We start from the raw sequence: 22494 nt of genomic DNA, 5'->3' as shown, positions 1-22494 counted from the left end.
TCACCCCAGGGCGCCGGACCGCGCGCCCCGCCGGGCCAGCCACACCGTCACCACCAGACTCGCGGCGGACAGTGCCGCGAGGAGCACCGGGACGGCCCGGATCCCGGCGGCTTCGATCCCCGCACCGAGCAGCGGCGGGGCCGCCACCCCGGCGGCCATCGACGCCGCGATCACCAGGGCACCGCCGCGCCGGGCGTCCGGCAGTGCCCGGTGCAGCCAGGGCAGCCCCGTCGGGAACACCGGGGCGATGAACAGACCCACCCCGGCGTAGGCCACGGGCGCGGCCCCGGGGACCAGCGCGAGCAGCAGACACACCGTCATCCCGGCCGCGCACACCGTCAGGATGCGTTCCGGCGACTGCCGCAGGGCGAGCGGAACGACCAGGAACCGGCCGGCCGTCATCATCAGCCAGTACACCGAGGTCGCCGACGCGGCCACGGCCGTCGTGTACCCGACGGTCTCCAGATGCGTGGGCTCCCAGCCGCCCACACCGGCCTCGACGCCCACGTTGAGCACGTACAGGAGCACGGAGCCGAGCAGCACGGGCGAGAGCCGGGTGAGGGCGGACGCGGGCCGTGTGCGTGGGCCGGGCTGGGGGCCGTCCCGGGGGCCGGGCGCCTCGTCCCGTACCCCTCGCGTGCCCGCGATCAGCAACACCGACGCCGGCGCACAGCCGAGGAAGGCGTACGGATAGCGCTCCGGGCCCAGCGCGGCGAGGAGGGCGGGGCGAGGACCGCCCCGATGCCGAAGTGCGCGTTGAGGATGTTGAGCATCGCCGGGGACCGCGTGCCGAAGCCGCCGGCGAACAGCTGGTTGAGCCCGTAGTCGAACCGCCGAAGCCGAGGCCGCCGAGGAACGCGGCGACCAGCGCGAGCGGCCATCCGGGGGCGAGCGCGAAACCGGCGGCCCCCGCCGCCGTCACCGGGTAACTCACCGTCAGCAGACGGCGGTTGCTCAACCGGGTGTGGACCGCGTCGAAGGCCACGACACCCGTGACCCCGCCGGCGACGTGCAGGCTCAGGGCCCGTACAGCGCCTGGAGCGCGCCGATCAGGACGAAGGCAACGCAGGAGGCGGCCGCGGCCGGCCGGCTGAAGAGCCGGCCGGTCACGGGCCGCATGGCCGTGTCGGTCACGCCGTGTCCTCGGTGAGCGCCGTGAAGGTGAAGGAGAAGGTGGCCGGGGCGGCGTCCAGGCGGTAGGCGGGCAGCACGCCCGGGCCGCAGGACTGGGAACCGATGCCCTGCTGGGCGTGGTCCAGGTTCAGCCAGACCGTGTCGCCGGGGACGAGATCGCTCCGGTGGCCGGCCGCGTCGAGCTGCTCGCTCGTCCAGCGCCGGGCGGTGAACGAGAACGCCGGGTCGCCGTCCACCCGCAGACCGCCGGTGGCGCCTGTGCCGCCCGTGCCGCCTGTGCCGCCCGTGGCACCCGTGGCGCCTGTGCCGCCCGTGGCACCCGTGGCGCCTGTGCCGCCCGTGGCGCCTGTGCCGCCCGTGCCGCCCGTGCCGCCCGTGGCGCCTGTGGCGCCCGTCAGCCGGAGCCACCGGGTGCCGATCCGGGCCCCGTTCTCCTGGGGGCGGACGTACGGGGTCTGCAGCCCGTCCACCGTCGACTCCCAGCGACCGAGCCGGGCCGCCTCCCGGGTGTCCGGATACGCCTCTCCGGGCCCGCCGCCGAACCAGACGGCCCGGTCCAGCGCCGCCGGAAGGCCGAGCCGCACGCCGAGGCGAGGGAGCGGCAGCCGCCAGTCGCCCTCGGGGACGACGGAGACGTTCAGCCGCAGTCGGGTGCCGTCCGAGGTCCAGCGGTACGCGGTGCGCAGCCCGAGGTCGTGCGCGGCGGGCGCCACCCGGGTCCGTACCGTCAACGCGCCCCCGTCCCGGTCGATCTCGACCGCGTCGGTGCGGTGCCGCATCCGGTGCAGCCCCAGCTCGCGCCAGAGCAGCCCGTACCGCTCGTCCGGCTGCCAGGCCGCGCCGTTGTCGTTGTCGGTCGGCGCCCGCCAGACGTCGAGCCGGAGCCCGGACACCGGGAGGCCGCCGATCGCCCGCGGCTCGCCGGTCCGCGCGTCGAAGACGCCGGGGCCGAGCGTGATCCGCCCGGCGTCCTCGGCCGGCCGTACGCCGGCCGCCACGGTCGGCGCGACGCTGCCCGGGACGGCGAGCTGCCCCCAGGCGACCTCGTGGCCCGCCGCCGCCCACGCGGTGTCCCGCGCGAGCACCGCGCGGACCGTCCAGAACGTCTCCCCGGCCGCCACATCGGCGGGCGGCGGGGGCAGTTCGACCTCGGCGCTCTCGCCGGGCCCCAGCGCCGGAACGGACAGCGGGCCGCCCGCGACGGTCTCGCCGTCGACCGCGTACGCCCACACGAAGGCGAGGTGGGCGAGGTCGGCCACGTCGTGCCCGTTGCGGATTCGGACCGTCCCGGGAGCTCCGCCCTCGATACGGACCGGTTCGATCACCTTCTTGTACTCGACCAGGCCGGGCGAGGGGGTCCGGTCGGGGAACAGCAGGCCGTCGCAGACGAAGTTCCCGTCGTGCAGCTCCTCGCCGAAGTCGCCGCCGTAGCCGTACCCGTACTCCGGGTGGACGATTCCGTGGTCGATCCATTCCCAGACGAACCCGCCCTGGCAGCGTTCGTACGTCTCGAAGAGCCGCTGGTAGTCGGCGAGTCCACCGGGGCCGTTGCCCATGGCGTGCCCGTACTCGCAGAGGATGAAGGGGAGCGCGCGCCGCGCCGCGGGCCCCTCGTCCTCGCGGCGGCCGATCCGCTCGACCTCCGCGTGCGGGGCGTACATCCGTGAGTAGACGTCCGTGTCCCTGCAGGACGGATCGCCCTCGTAGTGGACGAGCCGGGAGGAGTCGCGTGCGCGGATCCACCGGGCCATCGCGGAGAGGCCTTCGCCCGTGCCGCACTCGTTGCCGAGGGACCAGACGATCACCGAGGGGTGGTTCTTGTCGCGCTCGACCATCCGCGCGGCGCGGTCGAGCAGCGCCGGGGTCCAGCGGTCGTCGTCCACCGGGTTGGCCCGCCAGCCGAGATCCTGGAAGCCGTGCGTCTCCAGATCGCACTCGTCGATCACCCACAGGCCGTACGTGTCGCACAGGTCGAGGAAGGCGGGGTGCGGGGGGTAGTGGGAGGTGCGGACCGCGTTGACGTTGTGCCGCTTCATCAGCTCCAGATCGCGGCGCATGGTCGCCAGGTCCAGGGTGCGACCCGTCTGCGGGTGGAACTCGTGCCGGTTCACGCCGCGGAAGAGCACGCGGGCACCGTTCACCCTGATCACGCCGTCCTCGACGACGACCGTGCGGAAACCGACGCGCAGCCCGATCCGCTCGCCCCCGGCGACGAGTTCGCCCTCGTACAGCCGGGGGATCTCGGCGCTCCACGGCTCGACCGGCACCGCCGTCTCCTCGCCCGCCGCGATGTCGACGCCGAGCTCCGGGACGGCGACGCGGCCCGGCACATCACACTCCACCCGCAGGGTGCCGGTGCCGGTGGTGTGGTCGTACGCGGCGTGGACGAAGAAGTCGCGGGCCGCGCCCTCGGGACGGTGCAGCAGGGTGACGTCACGGAAGATGCCGGGCAGCCACCACTGGTCCTGGTCCTCCAGGTACGAGCCGGACGACCACTGGTGGACGCGGACGGCGAGGACGTTGCCGCGCTCCTCGAGGAGGTCCCCGACCGCGAACTCGTGCGGCAGCCGGGAGCCCTTGAACGTGCCAAGTTCCCGCCCGTTGAGCCAGACCCGGGCCGCGGACTCCACCCCGCCGAAGCGCAGCACGGCGTCCCCCGTCCGCGGCCAGCCGTCGGGCAGGTCGAAGTGGCGCAGATGGTCTCCGGTGGGGTTCTCGTCGGGCACGCGCGGCGGGTCGACCGGGAACGGGTAGACGACGTTGGTGTACGCGGGGGCGTCGCGGTCCTTGCCCTGGAGCACCCAGTGACCCGGCACCGCGACCTCGCCCCAGGGCTCGGCGTCGTATCCCTGGTATCCCTCGGCGGCGAAGGACTCGTCCTCGGTGTCCGCGGCGGGCGAGAGACGGAACCTCCACGCCCCGTTCAGGGAGAGCGAGGCGGCGTCCGAGCGGGCGTACCAGGTACGGGGCGGCAGGCCACCGGAACCGGGGGAGACGTCTTCGTACCAGGGGAGGGCGGACATGGGACTCCTGTCGGAAGGAAGGCGCGGGGAGGTCCGGCGGTCCGGGGAGGTCAGCAGAGTAGAAATCGCTTTCCCGGTGCTTCCATCCCATCGCGGCGTCACTCCCGCGCACAACCCCGGAGGACGACCGGACAGTTGGACATTTCGCGCGCCGGTTGGACCGAGATTTCTGTTATCCGGAGGAGCTCCGGGCAGGGGTACGGGCAGCACATGCACGAGAGCCTGATACGCGACCGGGCGGAGGCCCACCGGCCGGGGACCCGGCGGGCGGTGGACGAACTCCTCACCGCGCACCTGCCGTTGGTGTACAACGTGGTCGGTCGGGCGCTCGACGGGCACCCGGACGTCGACGACGTCGTGCAGGAGACGATGGAACGGGCCGTCGCCGGGGTCGCGGAGCTGCGCGATCCCGGAAGCTTCCGCCCGTGGCTGATCGCCATCGCCATGCGCCGGATCAAGGAGCGCGGCCGTTCCCCTGCGACCCGACGCGTGACGGCCGTCCCCGCCGACCGGGACCGGATCACCGAGGACGTGCGGCAGCCGCCGGACCCCGCGCGTGACATCGTCCGCTACGGATACGTCCGCGACACGGGAACTGATGCCGCACCCGTACCGCGGGACATCGTCTCCTGAGCCCCCGCCGGGGGAGGTCTGCCTGGTGGTGCCACCACCACGACAGACAGACACTCCCTCCCTCCGCCCGGGCCTTCGACACTGCTGTCATGAACAAGATCTCGCTGACCGCGCTGGTCGCCTCCGCGGCACTGACCGCGACCGTCCCGGCCCTCACCCTCACCCTCACCCTCGCGCCCGCGCCTGCCGCCTCCGCCGCCCCGCGCGCACCCCTTGCCGGGCCCACCGTCGCCGCACCCGAGCAGATCACCGGCCACGCCCCGTCCCTCCACCCCGAGGGCATCGCCTGGGACCCCACCCGGCGCGCCTTCCTGGTCTCCTCCGTGCGGCACGGCACCGTCTCCGTGGTCCGCCCGGACGGCAGCACCCGCACCCTGGTCAGCGACTCGCGGATCATCTCCACGTACGGAGTGCACGTGGACCGCGCCCGTGGCCGCCTCCTCGTCGCGTACGCCGATCTGGGCGTCGCCGAGAAGTCGACGGAGCGGACCGCGCACCGCACCGGCGGGCTCGGCGTCTTCGACCTGGCCACCGGCCGGGCGCTGCACGTCGTCGACCTGACGCACCTGTCCCCGCGTCAGGGCGCCTACGCCGTCAACGACGTGGCGATCGGACCCGACGGCACCGCCTATGTCAGCGATGTCAGCGGAGACGCGATCTACCGCGTGGACCGGCACGGTCGGGCCTCCGTACTGATCCGGGACGCCCGGCTGACCGACGGCCACGGCGTCGGCGTCAACGGCCTGGTCCTGCACCCCGCGGGCCATCTGCTCGCCGTGAACTACGGCGACGGGCGGCTCCTGCGGATCCCGCTGCGCCACCCGGAGCGCCTGACCGAGGTGGCCCTCGACGCGCCCCTGCACGGCGGCGACGGCCTCGCCCTGCGCCCCGACGGAGCGCTGGTGGCCGTCACCAACAACCTGGCGAACCCGCGCGGCACCGACGCCGTCCACGTCCTGCGCTCGACGGACGGCTGGCGCACGGCACGAGTGGCGGCCTCGCGGACACCGTGGCCGGTACGGGGGCCGTCGACCGTCGCCCCGACGCCGTACGGGGACTACGTCGTCAGCGGCCGCCTCGAGGTGGTCTTCGCCCCGGGCACTCCCACGACGGACGACTTCGTGATCCACCGGACCACGACCGCCGGGTGAACTCGGCTGTCCCGCGATCGAAGCCGGTGCGTGCCGGCCCAGAGGTTGGATGCGTCGGGAGGCCTGGCGGCGTTCAGGCGTCAGTCGCCGCACCGGCTGAGTACGATCACCTGTGCCGGTTGAGTACGCGAGCGGTTGCCCGCCGCGCACGGCGCCGGAAGGGTGGACACATGCGCCGACTGCTGCTGCTCGCCCCGCTGTTGTTGTTCACCGCCGGCTGCGGGGTGGTGCAGTCCTCCGAGGACGAGGCGACGGACGCCGCACGGGAGGCGGCCAGGAAGGCGGGCGAGCGGCTCTACGGCCAGCGCCCGCGCACGGCGGAGGAGGTCGGGCGCTCCGCCTCCGGCATCGACGGGGTGGAGGTACTGCGGGTGACGGGTACCTCGACACACGACGAGGGCGGCATCGACGTGGTCGTCCGCACGTCCGGCTCGGCGTACGACGGATGGCTCGACCCAGAGGAGGTCGACGTACGGCGCTGTTTCGCGGTACGGGTGTCGCCCACGTCGGAGTGGCGTGAGGATCCCCGTGACGTGGACTGCCCGGACGGCCCTCCGCTGACCTTCCCCCCGCCACCCGAACCGCCCCGGCTGCCGCACGAGGAGCTCCGCGCGAAACTTCCCCGGGTGCCGAAGGGCGGCCGTGCGGACGAGGCCGAGGTGCGCCGTACGCTCGCCGCCCTGGACCTGGATCCGGCGATCCGTACCGAGGTGAAGGCGGACGGCGGCCGGGTCGGCGTCCTCCTGTCGGTACAGGGCAACGGCTTCGACGCGCAGGACTGCCTTCTCGCTCGCGTGGGCCCCGGCGCCACCGAGGTGTGGGTGCCGTCCCGGATCCAGCGGATGCCCGGAGAGGGCGGCTGCACCGTCGGCAACGCCCTGGACCCGCAACCGCTACCGCACTGAACGGGGTGCCTGGCACCTCGGGCCACAGGCCCGCGTGCCGTACTCACGCGGCGCTCGGCGGCGATCTCGAAGGCCGGAGCGTACGCGGGCGAGGCCCTAGTCCGGTCCCGCCCAGTCGAAGGTGATGTGCTTGCTCGACTGCCCTTCGCGGCTCCAGTTGAAGCCGAACGCGTCGGCCCGGTCGGCCGTCGCCCGGCCCCACGTCGCGGTCTGGCCGGGGCCCGTCTCCGAGCCCGGCAGGTTGGTGGACTGGACCCGTGCGCCCGCCGGTGTCGTCGGGCCGTCGAGGGCCACGGCGCCGGCCTCGACCCGGCCGGGAATCGCCGCGCGCCAGCTGGCGAGGTCCTCGTCGACCTCCACCGCGATCGGGGCGAAGTCCATCCCGCGCATCTCGGGGCCGAACATGCTGATCATCTCGGCCGGCCAGCTGCCGGCCTGGCCGCTGAAGATCGTCTGCAGGGCCGCGCGCTGCGCGTCGTCGGCGCGCTCGTCGAAGAAGACCGCCGCGTAGGCGTCGGAGTGCTCGGCCCACACATTGCCCACGAAGGAGGAGACCATCAGCACATTGAGGCCGTCCAGCGAAACGTCACCGTATCGGCCCTCGCGGACGTGCCAGACCAGGATCCCCTCGCAGTCCCCGTACGTCGGAGGCTGCGCGAACGAGCACGGGCACGGCACATTGCATTTACAGGTATCGAACCAATCGCCGGATACATGCCACTTAGGAACAGTCTCTGCCGGCGCCGACATGTCACCGCCTCCTCATGAACCCGCCCGCTGAACCCGCCCCGCGAACGGCTGCGCGGCTCCCTTCTCCCATTGTCCTCCTGCCGCGCCGCAGGGGCACGCCCCCGCCACGCCCCCGCCCGCGCCGCCTGTACACCCCTCGCGCGCGGGCCTAGCCTTGAAGGAGAAAGGGTCGTCACGGGGCCGAAACACGTGCCCGCGCGGTGAGCCGATCATGGAAGCACTTCCTGTCCACGGCGGCGTCCCGTCCGCTCGCTCGCCACCCGGTCGCCGATCCCACCGCGACGCCGTCCGCGCCGGCGGACGGTGACATGGGTCGAGCGACAGGGAGCAGTCATGACGTGGACCATCTCAGGGAACTACCTGGCGGGTTGCTCATGCGCGATGGTGTGCGGATGCGCCGTCGACGCCAACCCGCGCGATCCGCATGGGCGTGAGGAATGCCTCGGGTGCAATGTCTTCCACGTGGCCGAGGGCCGCCTGGACGATGTGGACCTGTCCGGCGTGGACTTCGCCCTCTACAACCACTTCCCGTCCCATCTGACCGCCGGGGACTGGAAGATCGGTGTCGTCGTCGACGAAAAGGCCAGCGACGCCCAGGCGGACGCCCTGGAGCGCATCCTGTCCGGGCGTGAGGGCGGCGCGTTCGGCGAACTGTCGCAGTTCTACGGCGAGTACCTGGGTCTGGAGCGCGCGCCCGTCTCGCTGACCGACGGAGAGAAGGCCCGGGTCAGCGTCGAAGGGAAGAGTGAGCTCACATTCGAACCCCTCCGTGGTCCCGACGGTGGCCCCACGACGATGAAGAACGCGATGTTCGGATTCGCCCCGGAGTTCACGCTCGGCCGCACCACCGGGCGTTCGAGTGCGTTCGGCCTGTCCTTCGAACCGTCCTACGGGGAGCAGGGCGACTTCACCTTCTCGAGCGAAGCGCCCGAGGGAGCGCCGATCGGCCGGTAGTCCATCGCCGGCCCGGCTCCGCCGAGTCCCGCCATGACCACGGGAGGAGGTACGACGTGTCTCCTCCCGCGGAGGGGCGGCCACGCCTTCTGGCCACGGTGTTCTCGCGCGCCTCGCTCTCCCGCTGCGTGCCGATCGCGATCGTGGTCGGGGTCCTGCTGTCCTCGGTGAACCAGGGATCGGTCATCGCGTCGGGCGAGGCCGGCGCGGCGACGGCGGTGCGCGTCGCCGTCAACTTCGTCGTGCCGTTCTGCGTGTCGAGCCTCGGCTTCCTCAGCTGCCGTCGGGCCGCCTGGCGGGCGCGCGGCACGCCGCTCACGGAAGCGGAAGCGGGAGCGGGAGCGGGAGCCCCCGCATCTCCATCTCGCCCATCCCCGGATCCGACGTCTCCAGGCCCGGCAGCAGCCAGTCCTGGAACGGGGCGAGGACGGCCAGGACGAGGAACGCGATCCCGACGGCCCAGGTGAGCCAGGGCCCTTGCCGCCACAGCTTCTCCAGGAAGATCACCGCCGCGAGGCCCGCCATCGCGGCCACGTTCATGACGCCCAGCGGGATCAGGACGATCATCAGGCCCCAGCAGCAGCCGACGCAGTACAGCCCGTGGTGCGCCCCCACCCGGAGGTCCTTCGCCCAGGGCCGGAATCGCGCGTATCTGACCAGCTGGAACATGGGACTGCGGCAGTGCCGCAGGCAGACGCGCTTCAGCGGCCCCAACTGCTGCAGCCCCGCGAGGAGGAAGGCCGCGGCGCCGATCCAGCGCCCCGCCTCCGGCCGCTCGTCCACCAACTGCCCCGTCAGGGCCAGGGCGACGTAGATCAGGACGCCGAACGCGGTCCAGGTGAGGAGATAGCCGCCGATGAACTCGGCGGTCCGCCCGGCCCGTACCCACCCCGTCGACGTCCTGCGGATCCCCTGCACCCACGTGAGCGCCACGGGCGCCACCGAAGGCAGCATCATCGCCGCCATCATGACCACCCACAGGCCGAGGAAGAGCGGCAGAGCCAGTCCCATGGTGCCCGGCTCCATCCCCATGTCACGGGACTGGCCGACCGTGAGGATCCAGGCCAGAACGGCCAGCAGCACGAGCAGAAGCCAGGCGACCACCAGATCCCGGGCCGGCAGAAGGACCCCGGGCCGTGTGGGCGCCGGCGGGGCAAGGCGAGGGTGCGCCATGGTGCCCTCCCAGAGGGGCGGCAGCCGCCGCGAGCGATCCGGCGTCACCTCCAGCACAGCACACAACCCCGCCACGGAAAACTCGGGGAACCACCGCCGTTGAAACGATCACTGTGGCGCAAGGCCTGGCCAAAGGCGGGCCGCGTGCGCGAGGATCACGCCCGCACCAACGCCATCCCCGCGCACCACGTCCCACAACTGGAGGATGTTCATGGCCCGCCGCACACCCCGCGGCCTGATCGCCGCGGCCACCGCCACCGCGGCTCTGCTCGTCCCGACCGGAGCGGCCTCGGCCTCGGGGGCCGCCCCCGCCCCGGCCGGACCCCAGGCCCGCATCTTCATGGTCAACCCCGTCCAGTCCTCGGGCGACCAGTCCCTCACCGACGCCAAGGACTCCGTCGGCGCCGTCCCCGCCTCGGCCTACGCCTCCGCCGCCTTGCGCAACCTCGACGGCAGCGGCGGGCTCTCCGGCCGCTGGGCCTACGTCAGGTCGGACACCGGCGCCTCGGCGAAGACCGCCGACGCCGGCGGCTACAGCCGCGACGCCGACCAGTTCGAGCAGGTCATGGCCTACTTCTGGGTCAACGAGGCCCAGGAGTACCTGCAGAGCCTCGGCTTCGGCAGCGAACTGCCCGGCGCCAACGACCGCGTGCAGCCCGTCCGTATCAACCAATGGGGCGCGGACAACTCCTACTTCACCGACAAGAAGGCCGAGATCCGCTTCGGCAAGGGCGGCGTGGACGACGCCGAGGACGCCGAGGTGATCGTCCACGAGTACGGCCACGCGGTGCACCACGCCCAGGTGCCCGGCTTCGGCACCTCCGTGGAGGCCGGGTCGATCGGCGAGGCCTTCGGCGACTACCTCGCGGTCGAGGTCGGCGTCCACGCGGCCGCCCGCTACGGCTGGCCCCTGAAGGCGGATCCGGCGTGTGTCGCCGACTGGGACGCCGTCAGCTACAGCGCCGCCCCGCACTGCCTGCGCCGCATCGACGAGAACAAGGTGTACGGGGACCGGGTGGGCGAGGTCCACGCGGACGGCGAGATCTGGTCCCGCGCGCTCCTCGACATCCGTGGCGCGCTCGGCGCCCGGGTGGCCGACCGCATCATCGTCAACGCCCAGTTCGGCTTCGCGCCCGACACCAGCTTCCAGGACGCGGCCCTGACGACGATCGCGACGGCGCAGCGCATGTACGGCCCGAGCGCGGCGGACGCGGTCCGTGCCGCCTTCAAGGCCCGGGAGATCCCCGGCGTCTAGGGGCTCGCGCGCCCCGGGTCAGCGCAGTTGGCGGCGGACCAGTTCGTGGAACAGGCCGTTCGTGTCGGCGAGGAGTTCGGCGGGCGTGCCCTGTTGGACGACGCGTCCGTCCGCCATGGCGATCACCCGGTCGGCGTCCATGATCGTGGACAGTCGGTGGGCGATCACGATGCGGGTGGTCCGCAGGGCGCGGGTGGATTCGATGACCACGCGCTGGGCCTCGTTGTCCAGCGCGCTGGTGGCCTCGTCGAAGAACAGGACGCGCGGCCTGCGGATCAGGGCCTGGGCGATCATCAGCCGCTGGCGCTGGCCGCCCGAGATGGTGCCCCCGCCGTCGGACAGCATGGTGTGCATGCCCATGGGCATGGCCTTGATGTCCTCGGCCAGGCCCGCCATCGTGGCGGCCGCCCACGCGTCCTCGAGCGGGAACGTCTCGGCGCCGCAGATGCAGTCGAGGATCGAGCCGGAGAAGGGCTGGCCGTTCTGCAGGACCACGCCGCACTGGCGGCGCACGGCCGCCTGGTCGAGCGCCGCCAGGTCCTGGCCGTCGTACAGCACGCTGCCGGAAGCCGGCTTGTCGAAGCCGATGAGCAGCCTCAGAAGCGTCGACTTTCCGCAGCCGCTGGCCCCGACGATCGCGACGAACTCGCCCTGCCGCACCCGGAAGCTGACGTCGTCGAGGACCAGAGGTCCGTCCTCCGCGTACCGGTAGGACAGGTTCTGGGCCTCGACGGCGCCGCTCAGCTCGCCCGGCTGGGTGCTGGAGCCACGTACCTCCAGGACCTCCCGGAACACCGGCTTGACCTGCTCGAACATCGGCTGCACCGCGGCGGCCGAGAGCAGCGCGCCGGTCAGCTGCGTGACCGAGGACAGCATCATCGTCACGGCGGTGCTGAAGGTGAGGAACTCACTGGCGGACATGGAGCCGCGGGCCGGTCCTGCCAGCAGCATGAACATCACGAGCGTGCACAGCGGCAGACAGACCGCGTTGAGCACGGTGACGACGTTCTTGAGCCGGCCGATCCGCTGCTGCAGCTCACGGGTGCGGGCGAACTCGCCGGCCCAGGCGGCGTAGGCGAAGCTCTCCGCCGCGGCGACGCGCAGCTTGGGCAGCCCGCGCAGGGTCTGGAACGCCTGGTTGTTGAGCTTGTTGCCGAGCTTGATCAGCTGCCGCTGGTAGCGCAGCTGCCACAGCCCCAGGCCCAGGAAGACCGCCGCGATGACGAGCAGCATGGCGACGGCGACCATCGCCAACGGCACGCTGTACACCAGCAGCAGCACCAGGTTCATCGTGCCGACCGTGCTCGCCTGGACGACCACCGGGCCGATGCCGGACAGCACCCGGCGGATGGCGCTGATGCCCATCGCCGCACTGGCCAGCTCCCCGGTGGAGCGGCCCGCGAAGAACTTCGTCGGCAGCCGCAGCAGCCGGTCCCACACCGCGGGCTGCAGCGTGGCCTCGATCCGCCCCTCCACGCGGAGGATGGAGATGTTCTGCAGCAGCATGAAGGCGGCCGAGACGACGCTGGTCGCGAAGATCGCCAGGGCGGTCTGCACGATGAGGCCGTTCTCGGCGTTGGGCACGTACTCGCCGAGGACCTTGCCGGTGGCGATCGGCACCAGCGCGCCCAGGCCGACCGCGACCAGCCCGCCGAGCAGGAGGCTGCGCAGTTCCGTGCGGGTGCCCTGCACACTGAAACGCAGCAGCGGCAGCAGGCCCAGCGGCCGGTCGGGGAGCGGGCGGTAGAACATCACGGCGCGCGGCTCGAAGGACGCCTCGTTGGCCTTGCCGACGCGCTCGCGCTCGCCGGTGGCGGGGTCGACGGCCTCGTACCGCCCGCGCCGCCACAGCAGCGCGACCGGGGACGCGTCCTGCTCGCGGTGGCCCACCAGGGGCCCGCTGTACTCCTGCCACCAGCGGCCGCTCAGCCTGACGACGCGTGTGCGGATCCGGGAGGCGAGCGCGATGCGTTCGACGGGGTCCAGCCGCGCGGAGACGGCGCCCGCGTCGGCCGGTTCGGACAGGGTGATGCGGGCCTCGTCGGCGACCAGGCGGCACACGGCGTACGTCGCGTCGTCGCTCGCGCGGCCGCGGGAGCCCTTCCCCGCGCGGCCGATGGAGTTCACGAGCACCTGGTCGGCCCGGGTACGGGCGGCCTCGCCCGCCTCGATCCCGGCGGCCGTACGGTCCTCGTGGGCGCGCTCCAGCTGCTCGATCCAGCCGTCCAGGGCGTACAGCAGCCGGTACTGCTGGTCGACCATGCCCTGCCACATCGCAGGGTCGACGAGGAGGGTGCCGGCCGGGTCCGCCGCGTCCTCTCCGTATCCCTCGTACGCGGCCCCGTACTGCACGCTGCCGGGAGCGATCTGCATCCACAGGATGTCGTCGTCGGCACCGCTCTGGCCGGTGGAGGCGGGGCCGCCCAGCGGTGCCTGGTACAGCACGCGCAGGCCGCGGCCGATCCCGAGCGCGAAGGCGTTCTCGAGGGGGCTCAGCTGGGGCTCGGCGGTGCCGTACTGCCCCTGGTCCGCGTACCAGTGCCCGGCGTACCCCTGATTGCCGTACCCCTGGTCGCCGTATCCCTGGCCGGCGTACCACTGGTCGCCGTATCCCTGGTCGCCGTATCCCTGGTCGGCGTACTGCCCGGCCGGGAACGACAGCTCGCGCAGCTCGACGCGGCGCAGCATGCAGCCCTGCAGCGGGCGGCCGATCAGCGTGTGCTCGGGGCCCTCGACCGGGCCGAGGAGCAGCGTGCCCGCCTCCAGGCGGCCCAGGAAGTGCCAGTGGCCGAGCTGGGCGGCGTCGACGGCGAACAGGTCCATGGCGCCGTCGACGACGAGCCACAGCACGAGCGGGCCTTCGAGGGGGACGCTGCGCAGGCCGGTGCAGTCGACCGCCGTGCCCAGTGCGCCCAGCGCCGCGACGACCGGGTCGTGGACCTCGCCGCCGTACTGCTGCCCGCCCGTGACGACGGTGGGCTGGTGAGGGAACGTCACCTCAGTGCTCCTTGACCAGTTCGGCGTACGGGCCCTGCGCGGCGACCAGGTACTCGTGCCGTCCGCGCTCCACGACCGTGCCCCGGTCGAGCACGACGATCTCGTCGCTGTCGCGCACCGTGCTCAGCCGGTGGGCGATGACCACGCAGGCGCAGCCGCGGCGCCGCAGGTTGTCGATGATGACCTGCTCGGTCGCCGCGTCCAGGGCACTGGTCACTTCGTCGAGGACCATGACGCTGGGCCGTCGCACCAGCGCCCGCGCGATCTCCAGGCGCTGGCGCTGGCCGCCGGAGAAGTTGCGGCCGTCCTGCTCGACGCGGCTGTTGATGCCGCCCGGGCGCCGGGCGACCACGTCGTACACGGCGGCGTCCTCGAGCGCGGCGACGACGGCCTCGTCCGGGATGGAGGGGTCCCACAGGGCGACGTTGTCGCGGACGCTCCCCTCGAAGAGGAAGACGTCCTGGTCGACGAAGGAGACGGAGGCGGCCAGCGCGCTGCGCGGGATGTCCTCCAGACGCATCCCGTCGATGCGGATGGCGCCCTCCCAGGGGGCGTAGAGGCCGGAGATCAGCCGGGAGACCGTGGACTTGCCGCTGCCGGAGCCACCGACCAGCGCGACCTGCTGCCCCGGGCCGACCGAGAGCGAGAAGCCGTTCAACAGGGGCGCGTCCAGGGGGCTGTACCCGAAGGTGATGCCGTCCAGCTCCACATGGCCCTTGAGACGGCGCGTTCTGGCCGGGGGCTCGCGGCGGGTGTAGAGCGAGTCGACGGGAAAGTTCTCGACGTCCTTGAGACGGGCGACGTCGGCCGCGAAGTCCTGGATCCGTCCGGCCACCCCGTTGAGGCGGGTGATCGGCGCGGTGAAGCTGGTCACCAGGGCCTGGAAGGCGACGAGCAGACCGACGGACAGATGCCCCTCCACCGCCCGCAGACCGCCGATCATCAGGATCAGCGCGCTGTTGAGCGCGGCCAGCGTGGGCGCGACGACCGCCAGCCACGCGCTGGGCACACCGAGCCGCTGCTGTACGTCGAGCGTCGTCGCGTGCTGTCCCGCCCAGCGGCGGAAGAAGCCGTTCTCGCCACCGGTGGCCTTCATCGTCTCGATGAGCGTCAGACCGCTGTACGAGGTGTTGGTCAGCCGGGCGCTCTCGGCGCGCAGCTTCTGGGTGCCGGTGGCGCGCACGTGGATCACGATCCGCATGGCCACCACGTTGAGCAGCGCGATCAGCACGCCGACGACCGTGAGTTGCGGGTCGTACGTCCACAGCAGCACCGCGTACAGCACGACCACGACGGCGTCCACACCCGCGGCGGCCAGGTCGCGGGCGAGGGTCTCGGCGACCGCGTCGTTGGACTGCAGACGCTGGACCAGATCGGCCGGGTTGCGCTGGGCGTAGAACGTGACGGGAAGCCGGAGGAGGTGCCGCAGGAAACGGGCACTGCCCAGGGTGGAGGAGATGATGCGTCCGCGCAGCAGGTTCGCCTGCTGCACCGCGGTGAGCCCCGCGGTGAGGACGAGCGTGGTCGCCATGGCCGCGAAGAGCACGCCGAGCAGGGACGTCTGGTTCCCGATGAGGAACATGTCGATGTACGTACGGCTCAGCGCGGGCACCCACGCGCCGACGGCCACCAGCAGCAGGCTGGAGATCACGGCGGCGGCCATGGTGCCCGACGTACCGCGCAGGCGAGCCGGCATGGCGCTCAGCACGCCCGGCTTGCGGCCGCCGCGGCGGAAGCCCGCGCCGGGCTCGAAGGTGAGCACGATGCCGGTGAAACTGGTGTCGAACTCGTCCATGGGCACGAACCGGCGGCCCTTGCCGGGGTCGTTGACGTACACGCCCTTGCGGCCGAAGCGGCGCCCCATGCCGTCGTAGACGACGTAGTGGTTGAACTCCCAGAACAGGATGGCCGGGGCGCTGACCTCGGCGAGCGCGGCCAGGTCCATCTGCATGCCCTTGGCCTGGAGCCCGTAACCGCGCGCCGCCTTCAGGAGGTTGCTCGCCCGGGAGCCGTCGCGGGAGACGCCGCAGGCGATCCGCAGCTCTTCCAGGGGGACGAAGCGGGAGTAGTGGCCGAGCACCATGGCCAGGGCGGCGGCCCCGCACTCCACCGCCTCCATCTGCAGCACGGTGGGGGTGCGGACTGTCCGGGGCCTTCTGCCGCTGGGGACGGGGCGGCGACGGCGGGCCGACGACCTGGACCGTGCGCGGGTACGGGCGGACTCCTGGGGCGCGCTCACGGGAGCAGCCAGTCGACGGGGCGCTGAGCGGAGAGGTGGACGGCGCCGGTGACCGGCGTGCCGGAATCGACGGTGCTCGGCGGACCGTCCGTGGAGGACCAGGTGTAGCCGGACGCGGTGGCGGAGGAGCGCTCCAGGCTCACGAGCACCGCGACCGGGTTGCCCTGCCGGGAGAACTGCTCGGCGAGCCCGCTGTCGCCGAGGAAGTTGCCGATCTGCGCCTGGGTCTGCGGCGCGCGGCTCACGGCCTTCACCCGGCCCCGCAGCACACCGAAGCGGTCCCGGGGCGCGGACTGGACGCTCAGGTCGACGGAGGCGCCCACCCGGATCGTCGACGCGCTGCCGCCCGGTACGTACAGCATGGCCACGAGCGGGTCGTCCGGGTCCGTCACGCGCTCCACGGTCGCCACGTCCGCTCCGGTCGTGACGACGGAACCCATCCTGGCGAAGAGCGTGGTCACCCGACCGCCGGCCACCGCGCGCACGGGCCGGTCGCCCTGATCCGTACGGACGACGAGGAGCGGCGCACCGGGCGACACCGCCCGGCCCTCCTCGACGAGGACATCGGTCACCTGTCCGGCGACCGGACTCTGCAGAAGGTAACTGCCCTCGGCATGGGTGAGGATGCCGGGCGCGTTCAGCTTGGACGACACCGTGCCGGTGACGGCCCAGAAACCCGCGGCGGCCATCACGACGACCGTCACGGCCAGCACGAGGCGCCCCTGCGGGCGCGCGAAGCGTACGGGCACATCGAGTTCTTCGGGCGATTGCAGCTTGGAAAGTGCCTTTTGGCGGAACTGCACGGACTATTCCTTCAACTGCATTCGTTACGGCGGGCCACAGGTGCGGCCATGAACCCCGGAACCGGGAAGGCTCCGGGGTTCATGGGAGATATTCCGCTCAGAGACCGGCGAGACCGGTGACAGCGGTGGCGTTGACCGAAACGCCGGTGATGCCCGAGGCGAGACCCGGGACACCGGTGGCGAGGCCCTCGACGCCCTGGACGGTCTGGAGGGAGGTGACGGCACCCAGGAGGTTGGTGACATCGCTGGTCGCGGCGCCGGCGAGGCCACCGGAGACGGTGACGAGGCCGCCGGAAACGGCGTCCAGCTCGGTGTCGGCGATCTCGCGGGTCTCCAGGTCGTGACGCATGTATGCGCACCTTTCACTTGGTGGGGGGGAATCCATTTCTGCGACGGTCTGACGGACCGAATCCCGGCCACGTCGCTACCGACTGCCGCAGCGGGCCAGATCAAAGCACGCGAACGGGCTACCCGGCCACTTCAGTTGACGGTTCCTCGTATGTGGTTGTGTGCCTCGGACAGCAGCCGTGCAGCTAATTTCACGGAAAGGTGACACCTTCTCCGCAGGATCGAGTAACAGATACGGGCACGCCGTCACGCGCGGGGGATCTAACGGACGGAACCGCAGCAGACGGACGGGGTCCGCCTCCGAGAGATCGAGGAAAGGTGAAGGAGAGGGCCCCTGTCGCCCGCACGATGTGCAGGTTTTCGACAGGTGCCATGACGTGGCGTGCGCCGGTCGCGGGCCCCACCGGCGGGCCGTGTGCTCGCTCTGTACCCGCCGCGTGCGCCGCCCGCGTGGGTTTCCCGTGTCTGTCCCTCTTTCGTGAGTTCTCGCCGTGTCCCGGCCGGGCGCGCTGCCACGCTGCTGCGGGGGTGGGCGGCGCCGGGTGCCGCCCGGTCGGTCGATCAGGGGGAGGGGCGGTCACGTTGACGCGAGGGGAAGAGCGCCCGGGCGCGCTCGGGGAGCACGCGGTGCTGGCGGCGGCGGGGCTCGCCGATCTGGCGGTGAGCGGGCTCGGCTCGGCCTTCGGCGCTGTGAAGGGGTTGTTGCGACGCTCGGACGCGGCGGAGCTGGCCGCCGACGCGGAGCAGGATCTTCTCGCCCGCGGACGCCTGGTCCTGGACCGGTACGCGAGCGTGCCGCCCGCGCATCTGGAGGTCCTCGCCCGGCATGCGGTGGCGCGACGGGCCGCCGGCGACGATGCCTGACGGGTCCGCGCCGGACGGTCTTCGCGACCGTGTCGACGGCGAACTGCGGCGGTTCGTGTCCGCGGAGGCGGAGCGGCTGCTGGACATCGACGCGGAGCTCGCCCCGGTGGCCGGACAGCTGGAGGCCTCGGTCGCCCATGGCAAGCGGCTGCGGGCCATGTTCTGCTACTGGGGGTGGCGGGCCGCCGGCCAGCCCGACAGCGACGCGCTCGTCCGGGCCGCGGCGTCCATGGAGCTCGTCCACGCCGCCGCGATCGTGCACGACGACCTCATCGACGACAGCCCGCTCCGGCACGGCCTGCCCACGGCGCACATCGCGTTGCGCGGCAGCGGCGGTCGTGGCGGTCGTGGCGGTCGTGGCGGTCGCGGTGGCGGCGGCATCGGCGCGCAGGGGGGCTCTGCTCCACGCTCCCCGGCGGCCGCCAGGGCCCTGGCCATGCTGGTCGGCGACCTGCTGATGTCGCTGGCCGGGCAGCTGTTCGTCACCAGCGGCCTGCCCGCGGCCTACCTGTCACGCGCGCGGCCGCTCTGGGCGGACCTGGCGCGGGAGCTGATCGCCGGGGAGTGCCTGGAGATCCTGCGGACCGGTGGCGTCCCCGACACGGAGTCCTCGCTGCAGGTCGTCCGGTACAAGACCGCCAAGTACACCGTCGAGCAGCCGCTCCTCATCGGGGGCGCCCTGGCGGGCGCCGGGCAGCGGCTGCGTGAGGGACTCTCCTCGTACGGACTGCCGCTGGGGGAGGCGTTCCAGCTGCGCGACGACCTGCTGGGGCTCTTCGGCGATCCGGTCCGTACGGGAAAGGCCAGCGTGGACGACCTGCGCATGCGGCGGCCCACCGCCCTGCTCGCCGAGACCTGGCGGGCCGCGAACCCGGCCGAGCGCGAGCGGCTGCGCCACACGCTGGGCAGGGGCGACCTCGGCGCCGACGAGCTGGACGCGGTACGGGCGTTGATGAGCCGCCTGGGAGCGCCCGCCCGGATCGAGAAGATGATCGACGCCCGGGTCGAGGAGGCCACCCGGGCCCTGGACGAGATCGACCTGCCCGCCCACGCCGAGCGGGCCCTGGCCGGCCTGGCCCGCACGGTGACCGTCCGCCACCACTGATCCGCCGCGCACGCCCCTGTCCCTCCCTCACGTCACCCGAGAAGGAGTCCGCTGATGACCTACACCGAGGCGTCGATGAACACGCTGCGGCAGGCCGGCGACGAACTCGCCGATGCGACCGTCGCCACGCTCTTCGAGCGTGGCGAGGTGGGGAAGCTCAACACCCTCCTGCGCCATGTCTCCGTCGCCGGTGCGCCGTTGCCCGACGGGCTGCCGGACGTCGCCCGCGAGTACCTGGCCCGGACCAGCGTGCCCCCGGCCTGGGTGGACTGGGACGAGATGGAGAAGGCGAGGCTGTTCTTCATCGACAACAACGTGCACATCTCCACCGCGCTCTCCTTCGCCTCCATGCCGGCCTGCTACGTGATTCCGCACGTGGCACGCCTGCTGTCGGCCACGCACTCGCTCAAGTACCCCTCCAAACGGATGGCCGAGACCGGGCAGTTCACCGTCTACCTGATGCAGCCCGGCGCCTTCGAGGCGGGCAGCCGCTTCATCCCCGCCGCGCAGAAGGTCCGCCTGCTGCACGCCTCCGTCCGCCATCACCTGAAACGGGAAGGCCGCTGGGACACCGCCTCTCTGGGCACGCCGATCTGCCAGGAGGACATGATCGGCGGCCAGATGCTGTTCTCCCTGCTCGTCCTGGACTCGCTGCACCGCCTGAACATCCACATGAGCGTCGACGGCGCCGAGGCGTACTTCTACGCCTGGCGCGTCGTCGGCGCGATGCTGGGAGTGGACCAGGACCACGTGCCCAAGGACCTGGAGTCCGCGCGTCAGTTCTTCGACCTCTACATGACCCGGCACATGGGGCCGTCGGAGGAGGGGGTCCAGCTCACCCGCCAGCTCATCGACCTGTACGAGGAGGTCGTCCCCGGCACCTTCTTCGACCCCGTCGTCGCCGCCCTGATCCGCTACCTGGTGGGGGACACCTGCGCGGACTGGCTCGACGTACCGCGCACCTCCTGGGACACCGCCGTCAAGGCCGTGCCCGGGCTGCTCGGGGTCCTGGAGAGCATCGAGGACCATTCGCCCTTCGCCGCCTGGGCGCTGGACCGCGTGGGACACCTGACCACGCTCTTCGAACTGTCCTCCCTCACCCGTGGCCGCGTCATGCACTACGCCATCCCCGAACAGCTCAAGAAGGACTTCGGCGTCTCCTCCGCCGTCCCCCGTACCCGCCGCTGGACCCCGCCCGCCCCGACTCTCGGCACGGAGCGGTGAGCTACGGGACCCAGTGGTTCCCGGACGTTGTGATCATCACCTGGAGCTGGATGCTCGCCGAGAAGTAGCTGCTGGTGTCGACGGGCGTGGCCAGCATCTTGGTCCAGAGCGCGTCGAGCCACGCCTGGCTGCCCGGATCGGTCATCGCCGCCAGCGCGAACGGGGCGAAGAACGCCGCCTCGCTGCCCGCCGAGATCTGGGTGCCGTCGAGCCGGTAGCCGATGGCGATCTTGTTCGGGTCGCCGCCGGTCTTCGCCTTGATCCAGCTGTTGAGCTTGCGCGCCGCCGCGAGGGACGCGGCGTCGCCGCTGGTGACCGCGTCATCGGCGATGCGCCACGGAGTGCGGCAGGCGTTCCACCAGTAGGCGCCGTCGTTGGGGTCTTCCAGGACCTGCCCGGGGGCGGGCTTCGGTGTGGTGTCGGTGCTCACCACGAAGTCGGGCAGCAGGCCGGTGCCGGGCGCGTACGTGGACTGCAGGCGGGCGATCTGGTTCTGGTGCGCGGTACGGACGGTGTCCCAGGCGGCGTCACCGGTCGCCGTACGGAACGCCCGGAAGTGGTCCACCATCCAGTCCGAGGTCCGGGTGATGTAGTAGTACTGATCGCCCGAGCTGCTCCAGTCGCCGAGCTTCAGCAGGTTCGTCGTCGGGTTGACCTCGTCCTTCTTGATCGCGTTGATGTGCTTGATCGCGAGGTCCTTGTAGTTGTACGTACCCGCGCTGCCCCACTGCTTGTCGGCGAGCAGCAGCCCGTAGGCGACGTCCATGTCGCCGTCGGTCGCGCCGTCCCCGCCGTTGACGCTCCTGCAGTTCACGTCCTGTTCGGCCGCGAGCAGGTTCGGGTTGATGGCGGAGGGGTGGTCGATCTTCCACTTCACCAGACCGTCGAAGATCTTCTTGGCGTCGGGGTCGGCGCCGGCCATGGTCGCGGCGATGACCATCCCGTAGCCCTGTGCCTCGGCCACGTAGGGGTGGTCGGCGTCCGGCGAGATGACCTGGTACCAGCCGTTGCCGCAGTTCTGGCGGACGAAGGCCGACTTCCAGGCCCGGTAGTGGTCGACGACCTTCTGGTCGATCGTCGCCTGCGTGCCGGACGGCTTCAGGACGCCCGGGACGTACGGCTTGAGGTGGCTGCCGAAGGGGACGGCCGGCCCCGACCCGGTGGCCTGGGTCGTGACCCCGAGGGTGTTGCTCGCGGCCGAGCGGTTCCCCGCCGCGTCGCGCGCCTTCACGGTGTAGCTGTACGAGGTCGAGGCGGTGAGCCCGGTGTCGGTGTACGACGTACCGGTCGTGGAGCCGACGAGGTTCCCGCCGCGGTAGAGGTCGTAGCCCGTCACGCCCACGTTGTCGGTGGCCGCGTTCCAGGCGAGCGAGACACTCGTGGCCGTCGAACCGGTCGAGCGGAGGCTGCCCGGGGTGCTCGGTGGGGTGATGTCGGCGCCGCCGGCCGGTGAGCCGTAGACCTCGAACTCCCAGAGGGAGTAGCCGTACGGGGTGCCGCGCCCCGTCCCGTACATCCGGACGTAGCGTCCGCTGCCGGAGACGGTCAGATCGTCGATCGCCCCGTCGCCGGCGCTGGTGGAGTGGACATCGGTCCAGGTCGAACCGTCGGCGGAGGTCTGGATCCTGTACGTCCTGGCGTACGCGGCCTCCCAGTTGAGCTTGACCCGGGAGATCGTGTGGCTGGAACCCAGGTCGATCCGCATCCACTGCGGATCGACTCCCTCGGCGCTCGCCCACCGGGTGGAGGTGTTCGCGTCGACCGCGCGACCCGGTTCGAACCCGCTCCCTTCGATCGAGGACGACGCCGTCGGCTTGCCGACCGACACCAGCGTGTCGGCGGCGGCCGCCTCGGGCAGCCCGATCAGCGGCAGGGTCAGCAGTCCCGACGCGATGAGAAGAGACATGCCTCTTCGGCTCATGGCAGTGGTCGTTCC

The 22494-nt window shown here is 72.1% G+C and carries 16 protein-coding genes and 1 pseudogene; 8 read left to right on the top strand and 9 right to left on the bottom strand.

Translation table 11 applies throughout. The features are described 5' to 3' along the window. Both FDM97_RS20065 and FDM97_RS20060 read right to left on the bottom strand, forming a co-directional pair. A pseudogene (locus FDM97_RS20065) lies at window positions 1-1119 on the bottom strand (MFS transporter). 11 nt (window positions 1120-1130) lie between these two features. Then, on the bottom strand, window positions 1131-4157 hold the full coding sequence (locus FDM97_RS20060) for a glycoside hydrolase family 2 TIM barrel-domain containing protein (RefSeq protein WP_137991759.1): 3027 nt from the start codon (window positions 4155-4157) through the stop codon (window positions 1131-1133). Between the two features lie 210 nt (window positions 4158-4367). Here FDM97_RS20060 and FDM97_RS37010 point away from each other — a divergent pair, with 210 nt between their 5' ends. The 3 genes from FDM97_RS37010 (at window position 4368) to FDM97_RS35880 (ending at window position 6846) form a co-directional block, all read left to right on the top strand. Then, window positions 4368-4790, top strand: a complete 423-nt coding sequence (locus FDM97_RS37010; protein WP_137991758.1) for an RNA polymerase sigma factor — start codon at window positions 4368-4370, stop codon at window positions 4788-4790. Window positions 4791-4879: 89 nt separating this feature from the next. Further along, on the top strand, window positions 4880-5941 hold the full coding sequence (locus FDM97_RS20050; protein WP_137991757.1) for an SMP-30/gluconolactonase/LRE family protein: 1062 nt from the start codon (window positions 4880-4882) through the stop codon (window positions 5939-5941). A gap of 170 nt (window positions 5942-6111) precedes the next feature. Continuing rightward, the gene (locus FDM97_RS35880; protein WP_175439174.1) at window positions 6112-6846 is read left to right on the top strand and encodes a translation initiation factor IF-2; all 735 of its coding nucleotides are present in this window, start codon (window positions 6112-6114) and stop codon (window positions 6844-6846) included. A gap of 96 nt (window positions 6847-6942) precedes the next feature. On the opposite strand, the gene FDM97_RS20040 is transcribed toward FDM97_RS35880, so the two are convergent. Continuing rightward, window positions 6943-7596: a DUF1326 domain-containing protein gene (locus tag FDM97_RS20040; RefSeq protein WP_137991756.1), complete on the bottom strand. Its 654-nt coding sequence runs from the start codon at window positions 7594-7596 to the stop codon at window positions 6943-6945. Window positions 7597-7929: 333 nt separating this feature from the next. On the opposite strand from FDM97_RS20040, the gene FDM97_RS20035 reads away from it, so the two are divergent. Then, window positions 7930-8550, top strand: coding sequence for a DUF1326 domain-containing protein (locus FDM97_RS20035; RefSeq protein ID WP_137991755.1), 621 nt, complete (start codon window positions 7930-7932; stop codon window positions 8548-8550). 315 nt (window positions 8551-8865) lie between these two features. Here the strand turns inward: FDM97_RS20035 and FDM97_RS20030 are convergent, their stop codons facing one another. Then, window positions 8866-9723: a DUF2182 domain-containing protein gene (locus tag FDM97_RS20030; protein ID WP_137991754.1), complete on the bottom strand. Its 858-nt coding sequence runs from the start codon at window positions 9721-9723 to the stop codon at window positions 8866-8868. Window positions 9724-9934: 211 nt separating this feature from the next. Here FDM97_RS20030 and FDM97_RS20025 point away from each other — a divergent pair, with 211 nt between their 5' ends. Further along, window positions 9935-10978, top strand: coding sequence for a M4 family metallopeptidase (locus tag FDM97_RS20025; protein ID WP_137991753.1), 1044 nt, complete (start codon window positions 9935-9937; stop codon window positions 10976-10978). An 18-nt stretch (window positions 10979-10996) separates the two neighbouring features. On the opposite strand, the gene FDM97_RS20020 is transcribed toward FDM97_RS20025, so the two are convergent. The 4 genes from FDM97_RS20020 to FDM97_RS20005 form a co-directional block, all read right to left on the bottom strand. After that, window positions 10997-13975, bottom strand: coding sequence for an NHLP bacteriocin export ABC transporter permease/ATPase subunit (locus tag FDM97_RS20020; protein WP_137991752.1), 2979 nt, complete (start codon window positions 13973-13975; stop codon window positions 10997-10999). A 1-nt stretch (window position 13976) separates the two neighbouring features. After that, window positions 13977-16226 carry an NHLP family bacteriocin export ABC transporter peptidase/permease/ATPase subunit gene (locus tag FDM97_RS20015; protein ID WP_137991751.1) on the bottom strand — a complete coding sequence of 750 codons (2250 nt, stop codon included), beginning with the start codon at window positions 16224-16226 and terminating at the stop codon, window positions 13977-13979. Continuing rightward, window positions 16211-17017 carry an HlyD family efflux transporter periplasmic adaptor subunit gene (locus tag FDM97_RS20010; RefSeq protein WP_137991750.1) on the bottom strand — a complete coding sequence of 269 codons (807 nt, stop codon included), beginning with the start codon at window positions 17015-17017 and terminating at the stop codon, window positions 16211-16213. Before FDM97_RS20010 ends, FDM97_RS20015 begins: the two co-directional genes overlap by 16 nt. A gap of 97 nt (window positions 17018-17114) precedes the next feature. Then, a complete protein-coding gene (locus tag FDM97_RS20005; protein ID WP_137991749.1) occupies window positions 17115-17366 on the bottom strand; it encodes a hypothetical protein in 252 nt (83 codons plus the stop codon). 581 nt (window positions 17367-17947) lie between these two features. Here FDM97_RS20005 and FDM97_RS20000 point away from each other — a divergent pair. The 3 genes from FDM97_RS20000 to FDM97_RS19990 are packed head-to-tail and all read left to right on the top strand — an operon-like array spanning window position 17948 to window position 20558. Continuing rightward, a complete protein-coding gene (locus FDM97_RS20000; protein ID WP_137991748.1) occupies window positions 17948-18229 on the top strand; it encodes a polyprenyl synthetase in 282 nt (93 codons plus the stop codon). Beyond that, window positions 18222-19334 (top strand): polyprenyl synthetase family protein, encoded by a 1113-nt coding sequence (locus tag FDM97_RS19995; RefSeq protein WP_137991747.1) that lies wholly within the window; start codon window positions 18222-18224, stop codon window positions 19332-19334. The genes FDM97_RS20000 and FDM97_RS19995 overlap by 8 nt, the downstream gene beginning before the upstream one ends. Window positions 19335-19388: 54 nt before the next feature. Then, the gene (locus FDM97_RS19990) at window positions 19389-20558 is read left to right on the top strand and encodes an oxygenase MpaB family protein (protein WP_137991746.1); all 1170 of its coding nucleotides are present in this window, start codon (window positions 19389-19391) and stop codon (window positions 20556-20558) included. A 1-nt stretch (window position 20559) separates the two neighbouring features. Here the strand turns inward: FDM97_RS19990 and FDM97_RS36500 are convergent, their stop codons facing one another. Then, on the bottom strand, window positions 20560-22464 hold the full coding sequence (locus FDM97_RS36500) for a glycosyl hydrolase family 8 (RefSeq protein ID WP_254705681.1): 1905 nt from the start codon (window positions 22462-22464) through the stop codon (window positions 20560-20562). Between the last annotated feature and the right edge of the window lie 30 nt (window positions 22465-22494).

The sequence above is a fragment of the Streptomyces vilmorinianum genome (genome assembly GCF_005517195.1).
Lineage (GTDB): Bacteria > Actinomycetota > Actinomycetes > Streptomycetales > Streptomycetaceae > Streptomyces > Streptomyces vilmorinianum.
Note: the sequence above shows the minus strand (reverse complement) of the source record. Positions and strands in the feature narration are given on the sequence as shown.

What these genes read in the sequence shown, in the direction of transcription:
- FDM97_RS20035 (WP_137991755.1), top strand. Translation starts at nt 7,930, where the DNA reads ATGACGTGGACCATCTCAGGGAACTACCTGGCGGGTTGCTCATGCGCG.
- FDM97_RS36500 (WP_254705681.1), bottom strand. Translation starts at nt 22,464, where the DNA reads ATGTCTCTTCTCATCGCGTCGGGACTGCTGACCCTGCCGCTGATCGGG.
- FDM97_RS20060 (WP_137991759.1), bottom strand. Translation starts at nt 4,157, where the DNA reads ATGTCCGCCCTCCCCTGGTACGAAGACGTCTCCCCCGGTTCCGGTGGC.
- FDM97_RS20040 (WP_137991756.1), bottom strand. Translation starts at nt 7,596, where the DNA reads ATGTCGGCGCCGGCAGAGACTGTTCCTAAGTGGCATGTATCCGGCGAT.
- FDM97_RS19995 (WP_137991747.1), top strand. Translation starts at nt 18,222, where the DNA reads ATGCCTGACGGGTCCGCGCCGGACGGTCTTCGCGACCGTGTCGACGGC.
- FDM97_RS20025 (WP_137991753.1), top strand. Translation starts at nt 9,935, where the DNA reads ATGGCCCGCCGCACACCCCGCGGCCTGATCGCCGCGGCCACCGCCACC.
- FDM97_RS35880 (WP_175439174.1), top strand. Translation starts at nt 6,112, where the DNA reads ATGCGCCGACTGCTGCTGCTCGCCCCGCTGTTGTTGTTCACCGCCGGC.
- FDM97_RS37010 (WP_137991758.1), top strand. Translation starts at nt 4,368, where the DNA reads ATGCACGAGAGCCTGATACGCGACCGGGCGGAGGCCCACCGGCCGGGG.
- FDM97_RS20030 (WP_137991754.1), bottom strand. Translation starts at nt 9,723, where the DNA reads ATGGCGCACCCTCGCCTTGCCCCGCCGGCGCCCACACGGCCCGGGGTC.
- FDM97_RS20005 (WP_137991749.1), bottom strand. Translation starts at nt 17,366, where the DNA reads ATGCGTCACGACCTGGAGACCCGCGAGATCGCCGACACCGAGCTGGAC.
- FDM97_RS19990 (WP_137991746.1), top strand. Translation starts at nt 19,389, where the DNA reads ATGACCTACACCGAGGCGTCGATGAACACGCTGCGGCAGGCCGGCGAC.
- FDM97_RS20050 (WP_137991757.1), top strand. Translation starts at nt 4,880, where the DNA reads ATGAACAAGATCTCGCTGACCGCGCTGGTCGCCTCCGCGGCACTGACC.